Consider the following 12,335-nt stretch of genomic DNA (forward strand, 5'->3'; position numbering starts at 1 on the left):
CACCAAAAGGAGGTTGCTAGATTTGAAATCTTTGACGAAATTGATCACAACTATAGCTGTTACTTTTCTGGTCGCGTTCGCACTGACACTGTCAGCTGAAGCGGCTAGTTGGCAGGATCATTCGCCTGACCAGAATCCGGACAAGCCGTGGATTGTTACGTTCAGTAAACCAGTAAATAAAAATACGGTCAGCAAACGCACAATTTATATCAAGGACTCTAAAGGAGTAACGCAGGATAATGAAATAACCTACTCAGATTCCGACAAAAAAGTACATATTGCACCGCCTGCAGGAAATTATCGTAGTGGAGAAACTTACATATTGTATATCACGCAAGCCGTGGAGAATACAGAAGGTACACCGTTGAAAGCACCGGTTACTAAAACGTTCTCCATTAAAGCAGGTGTAACCTATGACTTGGCACATGTACAAGCCAATGGTACGACAACTGTAGTGGAAAAGTTTCCAAGTTTTGAAGAGGCAGCAAGCCGTATGAATAGCCATCAAGTCGTGCTATTCCAAAACCGTATCATCCACATGCCAAGTGGACTGATCTCGACCGTGCCATATGGCGGTAGCTCATTGACGATTTTATATGCTGATGAAAAATTAAACAAACAGGAAACATATGTCCCGGCAGACACGGAACTTGTGTATGTCGATTCGACAGCCACTTCTGTAAAAGTTGAATTGGCGGGAAGAAACTTCTACATCAAACCACAAAATGCAACGATGCTACCGAGTCAGACTGTGACGGATCGCACACATTACAAAGTGAAAAAGGAATCGCTTTACCACTTGATTTATTCACATAAAACACAAAAGTACGCTTCGTATGAAATGGGAGCTGCGCCAAGCTTCATGCAAGAAGGGATAAAGTATTACAGCACGGACGGCAGCCATTTCCATAATGAAACAGGGGCTTTGATAGGCACGGCTCATCAATACTTCCAGTACTTGCCGATGCGCAGTATGACGCGCTATACGGCTGATGAGTTGGATGCGTATATTATGAAGCAGTTGCGGATTCTAGAAGAAGCTAATCCTACAACTTATAAAAATGCCACGACAAGAAGTAAGTTGATTGGATTAGGGACGGAGTTAAAACGTATTGAGCAGGAAAGTTATGTGAACGCGATGCATATTTTGGCGTTGGCACAACATGAAAGTCAGTACGGTTTGAGTAAGCGGGCTTTGGAGAATAATAACTTATTTGGATTGTATGTAAGAGATGATCATCCATCAAACAAAGTATTTGCTACGGTGAGTGAAAACATCCAAGAGCTAGTCGATTCGTTCCTGAATAAAAACTATCTACCTCCAGGCGCTGTATATGCAAATGGTACGAACTTCGGAAATAAAGCAATTGGCATGAACGTTAAATATGCTTCCGATCCATACTGGGGTTCTAAAATCGCGGGACATCTGTATCGAATGGATCGAACTATGGGCGGTAAGGAAATAGCCAATCAACTAAAAATTGGTTTGACGAATCCACCTAGTTTGAATGTACGACCTATACCTTCATCCGCTCCAGGCACGCCAACCATGTATACATATCAAAAGTTGGGGATGCCGCTCATTATTTTGGATGAACAATTACCTGAAGCACCTTGGATAAAAATTCGTTCGGATAAAGCACCGTATGGCTGGCTGTATGTACACGGCAATTATGTAGATCGACTTGAATGGCAGTGAGCACTGAAACAACCCCTTACCTTAATAATCGGTAAGGGGTTGTTCTTAGTCTATTCGATTGAAAAATTCATTCGTTAAGTCACCATTAATCCCTATGGCCGCAGCGCTTCCGGTTCCCGCTGCAACCAGTAGTTGCGAGGGAACGATATGTGAAACGTCACCCGCGGCATAGACATTCCAAACGGTGGTGCGTCCGTATTCATCGGTCAGAATCCCTCCATGTTTATTGCGCTCGCATCCTAAGTCTTGAGCGAAATAATTGGGGTGACTCCAGAGAGGGGAAGCAAATCCGCCTGCACGGTCTATCAATGTACCGTCTTCAAGCCGTACTCTGTGCAGTTGACCATCCTCTCCTTCGAGTCCTGAAATGATATCATCTACAATTTGTATCCCTTTCGCATTCAACTTCTTTCGTTCCTCTGCCGTTAGCTGACCTTCCCCACCTGTGAATACAATTAAATCTCGACTCCATGTATATACTTCCGCTGCCAATTTAAAGACGTTTTTATCAGCAAAGACGGCCAATGAACGATCTCGCAATTCCCAGCCATCGCAATACGGACAACTGAAAATAGATGTACCATAAAAACGCTCAATGCCTGGCACATTAGGTTGCTCGTCACGCAAACCGACTGCGAGAAGGACTTTCTGCGTGCGGAACGTCTTGCCATCAGCCGTCATCAATTCATAATGCGATTCATCCAAACGTTCCACCGCAACTATTTTCTGATGATGAAATGTCACAGATGGATAATGTGTCAGTTCTTCCCGTCCAATCCGCCGCAATTCAGCAGGCTGGATACCGTCACGCGTTAAGAATCCATGTGACGCACGAGAGACACGGTTTCGTGCATGATCATCGTCAAACACAATGACATTCCGTCTCGCCCGTCCAAGTACTAAAGCCGCACTTAATCCAGCAGGACCTCCACCAATGATTGCACATTCATAGATCATAATTGTTTTCATTCCTTTTCATTTCATTTTAGTTATATAACTTCCCATGAAATGCGTGAAGTAAACTGTAGTGTGTGCAGTTTGGTAGAAAGTAGAAGCAACTGGGTTATAAAAATATAGATGCTTCGATTGGCGAAGCTAAAAATGTTTTCAAGTACTAGAGATCTGTTTAAAGCTTTGCGGTTTACTAATTACAGTTCGCACGAGACAAATAGCCCGAAAGGACCGGTTCTGATTTCTTAACTAATGGCCAATAATGCCGATAAATGGAGAAGAGAACTTTATTTCCATATAGCCAGGCGGATAAGTCGAAAAAGATCGTATTCAAGACGTGACTGGCTATTTAGTGCAACACCAAATTTATCGAGTAGAGGAGAATAAGGAGATGAAACAAATTTGGAAAGCCGCGTTTGCACTGATCCTGTTGGTCAGTGTGTTAGGAGCGGGATTGAAAGCAGATGCAGCCGCGAAGCCGGGGACTGCTGAGCCGGTTGAGAAGAAGCCTTATGAGTATGAGTTTGTCGTGGATGAAAATGCAATATATAATGAATTTTTTGGTGCGAAGGAAATGGTGATTACGTTTGATAAAAATATTAATCCAACAATTGCATTCAACGACGTGTATGTCGAGCAGATAGTAGAAGGTAAAAACATAAAAGTACCAATCGTATTACAGTCGTCAGTTAATGGAAACAAACTTACTATCACATTTAAAAACCTAGAATTTGTAGATTATATTGATAAAGAAGACTTCCAGTTAGTAATAAAACAAGGCACGTTATATTTTGATCAGCTGACAGACTATAAATTGCCGTTTAAATTTTATGATTTAACGCCTGGGTTCGAATCCGTTTTTGTCAATGTGGATAATGCTGATAAAATAAATAATAAAATTTTTAAACATAATGAGCCTCGTAATATTAAGATTCAAGTCCCGCCGCTTTATATTACGGATATTGAGACTATTCATCGTTATAATGGTGTCACAGATGTAAAAGCGCCAAATCTATCCAATATCGATGTGATTGCAGATCCTAGAGCGACTAGATTAAAAGTTGAATTAGGAGTAGATAATCAATTTGAAAGAGATTTGGATCGTTCGACAGCGGGTGTGAATGGCTTTTCTATGGGGCAAGCAGGTATTAGTGATCTACTCTGTAAGGATACAAGTATCCTAGAAGAGAACTGCGAAGAATATAATCCAGGTGATGATTTTCAATTAACAGCCTACAGCGAGTCAGGACGTAAACTTGAGACTAGAAATTTTAAAATGCAAATCAATGATCGTCAGAAGGATTTTAAAATTAGTGACTATGTGAAGGCAGATGCGAAACAGTTTGGTAAGCCGATCTCACTTTATGACTTGATGGCGACACCGACTACATTAGAAAAAATTATGGAAGGCACACAGTTAAGTGCGTTGAATAAATTAGGTCTTACTTATTCAGTAGGAAACAGCATTGAAGTAAATAACTTAGAACAACTTCAAATGGCATTAGCTAATGACAAATTTAAAACTATTATTATAAATCATGATATTAGTGTAATGAGTCTACTGGAAGACACGCTTGTAATTGATCGCAATGTCACAATTAAAGGTGGTAAAAATACACCTAAATCCACTATTACAGGACATGTTCAATTAGGAAAAGAAAAGAATAGAATTATACGACTTGAAAATTTGGATATTAATGGAGTCTTAACTGTAAATGTAGGTGAAGAAGGAATAGCAATATTGGATGAGGTAAGTGTTACAGGAACACCAGGACCAAGCACACAAATCATAAGCGGCGGTAAGGATTCTGTTCATCTAAATAATTTCATATCTACTGGTGGGATAGTAGTTCAAAATAAGCAAAAGCTTCGTATTGTTACAACAAATACTACTACTGAACCACTATACATCGACTATAAAGCGCAAGCGCCTGTCGACTTAGAAATAGTTAGCGGGACGGTACATCTAAATTCAGATGATGAATTAACTCTTGATAATGTATTTAACGTAGTTGCTGATGAAACACACGCCACTGTAAATACGACAGGTAAATTAGTAGCTCCATACTTTATTTTTAAAAATCAAACTTTACAAGAAGATGATGTAACTAATGGCAATGAAATCCCGTTTTCAGGAGAATTTGAAATCCCGGTAAATGGAACCGAGGCTTCTGTTGATATAGAAGAAGTAGTCGGAAAGATTATGGGTCAAGAATATTTGGGGAAATTAACTTCTTGGAAGGTAATAAAAAATAATACTGAATGGAGTATAGATCTAAACGATACAAAAATAAACATAAGTGGAATAAAGAAGTCTGGTACTGAAACTATATCATTCAGTGCTATTGATGAAAAAAAGGTTTCTTATGTTATACATTTAACAATAAAAATTGGCGAAGTAAACCAACAGTAAAAGAAATCAAGTAAAAGGAGTTGAGTGTAGTTTGTTTACTCAATTTATTAGAAATCATGCAGTCCTATATCTATTACTTGCTTTCTTTCTTTTTTCTTTTGTGAATACTACAGAGGCATATGGAGTAGCTAATCACAAAAACGTGGTAGATGCAGGTAAGGGGCATCTAGTTGTATTAAAAGAAGATGGTAGTGTCTGGAATTGGGGAGACGGAACATATGGTCAATTAGGAATGGGGGCTTCAGGCTCTTCCAATATACCTTTACCCGTACAATTAACCGGAGGCAATCGGCTCTTAAATATTTCAGCAATTTCAGCGGGAGGAAACTTTACAATTGCACTTGATTCAGATGGACAACTGTGGAGCTGGGGACTAAATTCTTATGGCCAGTTGGGTCGTACTACTACTCCCGTAGATAAAAATCCGGGGGAAATTACTTTAGAGGATTCCAGTAGACCTAAAATTGTAGATATATCGGCAGGAGAAAATCATGTATTGGCAGTTGATGAGGCAGGAAATGTCTGGGCATGGGGGTATAGTTTTTATGGACAGCTGGGGAAAAAAACAGAATCTTACTTCAGTCCAATTCCAGAAAAAATTGCAGGCTTAGATAATGTTGCGGCTGTAGCAGCGGGGAAAGATCACTCAGTTGCATTAAAAAAAGATGGAACAGTATGGGCATGGGGTCGGAATACTTACGGCCAGCTAGGTCTGGGTGATTCAGCCAATGAAAATGTAATACCTAAACAAGTGACTGGACTGAGTAATATTATAGAAATCGCAGCAGGGGATGATCATACGTTAGCGTTGAAGCAAGACCGTACATCTTTATTAGCATGGGGACGTAATGTTACTGGCCAGATTGGTGATGGTGGATATGAAAATAAGTTGACGCCCTTCTTGGTAAAAGGAGTGAGTAATATTCGCTCAGTTGCAGCTGGTGATAATCACACAATTATTGTGAAAGACGACGGCACAGTCTGGCAATGGGGACGTAATACGAGTGGTATCCTGACTTCACAGACAGCACCTATTCAAATTCAAGGAATGTCTGATGCAGTAGCTATTGGTGGCGGAGGTTATCTGGACAGCTTCACACTAGCCGTGAAATCCGATGGCACCGTATGGCAGTGGGATAAAGCATCTTCAGACTCTACTACCAAACTACCAATCTTTAAAAAGGTATCCGGTATCGACGGTGTCATGAAACTAGACGAGTTCCCCTTCGTTCAAGGTGGACAAGTAAAGTTTAAATATATCGGAAACAGTCTGACTGAAGACGTGAAACTGAACGGAAGCTTTAATGATAATGTTGATCTGCAAATGGAACGCAAGCCAGGAAACGTTTGGGAACTGCAAGTCGAACTGCAACCCGGCCAATATGAATATGGCTTCCGCGTCAACGGGGAGTGGACAGTCGATCCGCTCAACCGCGATAAAATCATTGACGACTTCGGTCGGACATTCAGTGTGCTGAAAGTTGCTCCTTATGCAACTGTTGGCCCGATTATCGATCATAAAGAGGTAACGTTCACGTACAGCAGTTACGATTATAACAATCAGCTTGAATTAGATGCTCAGACAAAGTCTGTTTCTGTTAAGGGAAATTTCGGGGATGATTACCACTGGATCGAAATTCCGATGATCAAGCAGCCGAACAACACATGGAAAGTGTCCAGAACATTAAAGCCAAGAGATTACTTTTATTCATTTGTCGTGCGAGATAATGAAAGCGGGGCAGTTGCTGTAAAGCGCAATGATCCCTTGAATCCAAGCTTACAGACGGACACCCTGACGAACATTTCTCGAAATACATTTGTTGTAGCTGAAAATGTGCTGACGAAAATTCCTGTTGCGTCGATCACACTCAGCAAAGGACCTGAAATGGACTTAATCGTAGGTGAGCAATCTACGTTGACTGCAAGAATCAGCCCATCGAACGCAACAAATCAAAACGTTAACTGGTATTCGAGCAAACCGACTGTGGCGAGTGTGGAAGGTGGGAAAATCACTGCGCATTCCGCAGGAGAAACGACCATTGCGGTAACGTCTGTGGATGGTGGGAAGATTGCTAGCGTCACAGTTGTTGTGAAACGGCAAGACGGTGCAGTATCGTACCCACGCGTAGGGTATAAAACAGAGGATGACCGATTTAATGTGGAGCCTACAAAAGCCTGGAAAATTAACCTCAGCCAAGAACTGGACATTAAGACCTTTAATCCAGATTCTGTCTACATATTAAATGAGTCAGGCGTGAAGATTCCACTTGGTTATCAAGTTTCTAATAAAGGAACCACAATGGAAATTCGATTGCAGAATGGCTATCAGTACAAAAAAGGCGCTAACTATTATCTATTTATAGAAGATACAGTGAAGTCATCCAACGGTGCCAAATTGAAACAGAAGGTGCAGATGAAATTCCAGATTAAATTATAACTGCACAGCAAAAAGGAGTTGCCCCATATTGGGAGCAACTCCTTTTTATCATCATTTGATTGTAAATGTTTGCAGTAAAGACTGTTTCAAGAATTCCTTATTCTTCGTATTACCTTTGAATCGACGGTCGATATGCAAGGTGTACTGCTTTCCACGAATGTAAGCCTGTTGCGGTATGACATAAATCGTCTTCTCGTCACTACTCAATTGTAATGTAGTGGCTACGTTCTGATTGGTTGCATCATCTGTGACATAGATCAATCCGGAGTATAAGGCATCGCGGTCTACTCGAGCATTGAAATTAATGTTCAACACTTTATGCGTATCGTAAGAAGGTATATTTTTGCTCCAGTCAATTGCGGGCGCAGCTTCAAGTGCTGTGATCTGGCTGATTTGATTTCCTTTTATTACGACCGCATATAGCTCACCTGTTGGCGTCGAGATCTTGTCATTAGGTGTATATTTCGTCCAGTTTAGAATATCAGCAGGCGAAGCAGTAGCTATATATCTGTCTTTTAATTGTTTGTCACTTGATAGTGCGCTGCTTATGAATGAAATATCTTTACTGCTCGTTGTGTAATAAATTGTACCGGGCGTTTCCAGTAAAGCTAACTGCAGCGTATATGCCGCGCTGCCTGTTGCCGGCAAATTAATGAGCGGTGCACTCACATTGTCAACAAGGGCATACGTTCCAGGTTCATTAACCAGACTTGTAGTTGAGGTAGAAGTAGTTTCACTTGGTACGGCAACTGTGTATCCATCAACCAGTTTAGACAATGTCTTAGTTCCTGACTTTGGCAGCTTCAGTTCAATCGGCTGCATAAAGCGTGATAAGTTACCAAAGCTAATTTCATAGGGGCCGTTAGCCAGCGGTTGCTTCAATGTGAAAGTAAAGTGCCGGGATTCCATCACGTTACTGGCGGGAACATGGGCTTCCACTTTTTTATCTCTTGTTATAAATGTTACACCATGATCCTTTGCTGTCTCCACTTCAGTAGGACTTAATGAAACGGAAGGGGACAGTGATGTAAGCTCCGCGTATTTTTTAAGTGGCAGACTGCCGATCGAACTGCTGACGGCGTGCTTCACTGTAACAGTGTAGGTTTTCACAGTCGTATTATCTTCCGCTGAATTTTCTACACGATACGATTTGCGTTTGCCGTTCGAAAAGTCTGTTTTCACTTGTGGATTCGGTGTGACAGTTCCGATACTTGTAATGACAGGTGTTAAGCTATTTAAATTTATTGTTTTAGGTACAGTCACGTGGATTTCCCCAGCTTTATGATCGATGACACTAATAGCATCTACTTCTTTAAAGCTGAATGAAGTTATGAGTGCAGTAGGTTTTGCATCTTCAAAGATACTAACATTTACAGGAAGCGACGGCTGACTTTCGATACCGTTAACTGTTTGTGTGACGTAGTAGCCGGTGCCTGCTAAGACGTCTTTGAATGTTACAATCTCAGTATCTGTATTACTTTTATCTGCAATTATGGTATCCATGAGCTGACCGTAAGAATTGTATAGTTTTGCAGTTGTGATTAAGTAAGTATTGTGTAGTGAATCATGGTACTTCTTTAAGTTAACGGTTAATTTGCTGCCAAGTTTTTCGTAAGTCGGCTGACTGGTTTTTGGTGGAGCTACAATAATAGTACGATATTTAGTAGTTGCTTCTGCTCCGCGGAGCGCTTTAGCGGTGTATTTAATTTTATACGTATCAGGAGCAGGGAACTTTACTGCACTGAACTTAATTTTTTTCCCTCGTCTTTCTATGTTGTATATATAAGGATCAATTTGTACATCCTCATCTTGTGTTATATAAGATCCTTCTGGGGTTTTAACACGACCATCTGTTTCTATAATATTGCCTTTTTTTCTTCTGATAGTGCCGTCTTGCAATATAACGTTCTGATTTGGAGTTGTTATTTCACCATTAGCTACAATATTGCTTTCAGGATGAGTAAGTTCACCATTTGTCTGAACAATATTACCTGATGAATTCAACAGAGTAGCGGTTAAGTAAAGTTGTTTTTCTTTGCTTACTAGATAATCATCAGCTACTATGCCAGGGTCATCAAATTTTATAGAAGTTTCATTGGTATAGTAAGGCTTCATCTCTTCGTTAATGACATAAGATAGTTTTTCAGGACCAATTAATGTGATATGGGGTTTGTCGATGTCTACGATTTCCACTACATTGGACTGGCTACTTACTTGTCCATTTATTGTTTGAGTAACATAGTAAAAGCCAGGACTCACGTCAGTAAATACTTCAGTGGTTTGTTTCGACTTTAAAAATAATTGTTTCACTAATGTAGTTTGGGTGTCATTTATTTCATTGATTTTATATAATTTTAAATTATTTTGGAAAGCATCAGTCCCCGGGAAAATACCTTCTACACTTATTTCCCCGATGATTGCTTTGCTTCTGTAAATTGTAACTGGACGCGGTTTAACAGTAATAATTACTTTTTTTTCAATGGCTTCATTTCCAGCAATGTCTTTCAAATTATAATTGACTGTATAGTTGCCTGGAAATGTTATATCGACTTTTTGTCCACTTTTCACTAAAAGGGATTTCAAGGTTGAAGAATGATCGACGTTATCTTCGAAATTGTATTCAGGCTCTGTATAATTAGTGCCTACTTCTAACTCTATCTCTACTTTATTATCCTTCTCTCCCGTAAACTTAATTTCAGGCGAAGTAGTGTCCTTAACTACATATGGACTTCCTTTTTTACTTTTAATATTGTTTACTTCTTGTACCACGTAGTAGAGTTCATTAACTTTAACGTTTTTGAAGATAAATTCTTTCCCTATACTTGTTGGGTCGTTATCTACATCTATAATATCAATAGGCTGTAAAGTATCTAAAGAGACATCTTGATTTTTTACATGATAAAGTAATAATTTAGCTTTCTGGTAATTAGTTGTTACAACCAAATTACCGTCTATATGTTTTTCAATTGGGGAGTCACCATGTACTTCTTTAGTGTCTCTGACTTTTACACTCGCCAATTCCTCAGGTAAAACAGTTATTAATCGTTCTTTGGAATCTGATAAATTAGTGTTTTCACAATCAGTACCTGTGTATTTCACTTGATATATACCGGGAGTAAGCTCAGAACCATCACCGTCAAGTTTAGTCTTCTTAGAGGATGTAAAGTCTAAATTTACTTTTACGTTTATTCCAGAATCTTCGCAAGTTAGATTTTCTTTATGTGTCGCAGGTGATTCCACATCATTTTTATTTTTTATCACATAGCCAGGCTCATTATACTTATTTTTTAAAGGATTCGAAGTACTGTGGATCATTTCCATATTGACTTCACCTTTTAATGTTATATTGGGTGTTTGTCTGTTTTCGATAATAAAAGTGGTTGCATCACTATCGATACCATTCTCTTCTTGGCTAACCTTATATTCTCCATAAGATAAATTAATGATATCGACAGTACTACCTATTACCTTTATTTCAGGGCTATATGTTAGATCTCCGACTTTTGACACATTGATTTTGTTACCCTCTTTAACTCCAGTAACTCTCGCATTTCCTTTACTATCCAAACCTCTATAATGTCCAATAGTTGTGATGTTTAAATTATTGGGTTTTATATTGAACGCCAAAGTCTTTTTACTTTCAGCTCCGTTTCTCACCCTAGTTAAAGAGTAAAGTCCCGCATTCTTAACGTTGATAGTAGTAATATTAGTATCTATCTTTGTGAATTTCCCTCCTGGTTCGGAATACAGCCTGATCTCGTCTGCATTGCCGATATTATTTATAGTAATAGTGCGGGGGATAGACGAATCGAAATCCTCCTCGAGGAATTTATCGGGCCTTATGGTAAACCTCTCTTCTTTATAAATTGGAGCTTCTCCTTCCAATGTTGCTTTTTTTGCAGTTACTTTATATTCACCTGCCGGTACGTTTTTAAAGGTCCCTTCTTGGGATGATTCTGATAAAGTGATAGTTTCGAATAAAATACCAGTATCAGAAACATATTCTTTGAAAAGAGTTAAGTTCTCCCATTTGGATTCATCCACAATTTTAACAACAACGTCAGAATGATCATCTCCATCATTTTTCTGCGTAGTTATTTTAAAGATGGTAGAATCAACTGCAAAGCCAGGTAAAGGACCAACAGTAGAAAACACTAACAAAAAAGCCATAAATGCAGGGAAAAACTTCTTCATCTTTTTCATTCCTTCCTTATTTAACCTCATAATATTGTGTTTCTATTAAATGACTTTCTTCATTCCACACGTTAATCGTTAACAAATCGCCTGTAACCAATCCAATCTGTCCTTTAGAAAATGAATTTGCGCCATCGCGGTGAAGCTTGATCTGTCTTCCGTTATTAATTGAATAGGAGACAGAAACCACATCCGGCTTTACCTTAACGGAGACAGTAGTGGCAAGTTTATTCATAATGGCGGAAACGTCTGTTATGTACAATCCAGTCATCTCGAACTCTTTCGTTACCGGCTTGTTCAGTATCTTGCCAGAAGCAGCTTGGAAACTGGCTGGGATTGTCAGTGTATATCGTTCACCAAACAAGTATGGATTTTTTGGTTTTACTATAACTTTATCTGAAACTGCCGATAGAGAAAGAGATGGCGTAGTATTTTTAGATTGTATAGTAATAAGTTCAAGATTGGCTTTTTGATCAGACACGTCATGTGTAAATGTTATATTCCATGGTTTTATAGGGTCGGTGATGGGCTCGATACTCGCTGCGTAACCGATTTGATTACTGAACAGACTTGTCAGCAAGAAACCAAGTAACGCGACAGTAGTAACAATATGTACTCGCATAGTAAATTCTCCTTTAATT

General features: G+C 39.4%; 6 protein-coding genes. 3 read left to right on the plus strand and 3 right to left on the minus strand.

Annotated elements, in window-relative coordinates; all coding sequences use genetic code 11:
- Positions 1-22: 22 nt before the first annotated feature.
- Entirely contained in the window at positions 23-1,699 is a 1,677-nt protein-coding gene (locus SporoP17a_RS13035) for a glucosaminidase domain-containing protein (RefSeq protein WP_156890577.1), read from the plus strand.
- A gap of 45 nt (positions 1,700-1,744) precedes the next feature.
- Here the strand turns inward: SporoP17a_RS13035 and SporoP17a_RS13040 are convergent, their stop codons facing one another.
- Positions 1,745-2,668, minus strand: coding sequence for an NAD(P)/FAD-dependent oxidoreductase (locus tag SporoP17a_RS13040; RefSeq protein WP_237262330.1), 924 nt, complete (start codon positions 2,666-2,668; stop codon positions 1,745-1,747).
- A 373-nt stretch (positions 2,669-3,041) separates the two neighbouring features.
- Here SporoP17a_RS13040 and SporoP17a_RS13045 point away from each other — a divergent pair, with 373 nt between their 5' ends.
- Together SporoP17a_RS13045 and SporoP17a_RS13050 are read left to right on the plus strand one after the other, a co-directional pair.
- On the plus strand, positions 3,042-5,063 hold the full coding sequence (locus tag SporoP17a_RS13045; RefSeq protein ID WP_083035079.1) for a pectate lyase-like adhesive domain-containing protein: 2,022 nt from the start codon (positions 3,042-3,044) through the stop codon (positions 5,061-5,063).
- Between the two features lie 31 nt (positions 5,064-5,094).
- Complete coding sequence (locus SporoP17a_RS13050; RefSeq protein WP_083035080.1) at positions 5,095-7,500, plus strand: RCC1 domain-containing protein; 2,406 nt, start codon at positions 5,095-5,097, stop codon at positions 7,498-7,500.
- Positions 7,501-7,551: 51 nt separating this feature from the next.
- Here SporoP17a_RS13050 and SporoP17a_RS13055 read toward each other — a convergent pair whose 3' ends face one another.
- Both SporoP17a_RS13055 and SporoP17a_RS13060 read right to left on the minus strand, forming a co-directional pair.
- Positions 7,552-11,694, minus strand: coding sequence for an immunoglobulin-like domain-containing protein (locus SporoP17a_RS13055; protein ID WP_167693436.1), 4,143 nt, complete (start codon positions 11,692-11,694; stop codon positions 7,552-7,554).
- Between the two features lie 16 nt (positions 11,695-11,710).
- Entirely contained in the window at positions 11,711-12,316 is a 606-nt protein-coding gene (locus SporoP17a_RS13060) for an Ig-like domain-containing domain (RefSeq protein ID WP_083035082.1), read from the minus strand.
- Positions 12,317-12,335: the final 19 nt, after the last annotated feature.

It is taken from the genome of Sporosarcina ureae (genome assembly GCF_002082015.1).
Lineage (GTDB): Bacteria > Bacillota > Bacilli > Bacillales_A > Planococcaceae > Sporosarcina > Sporosarcina ureae_A.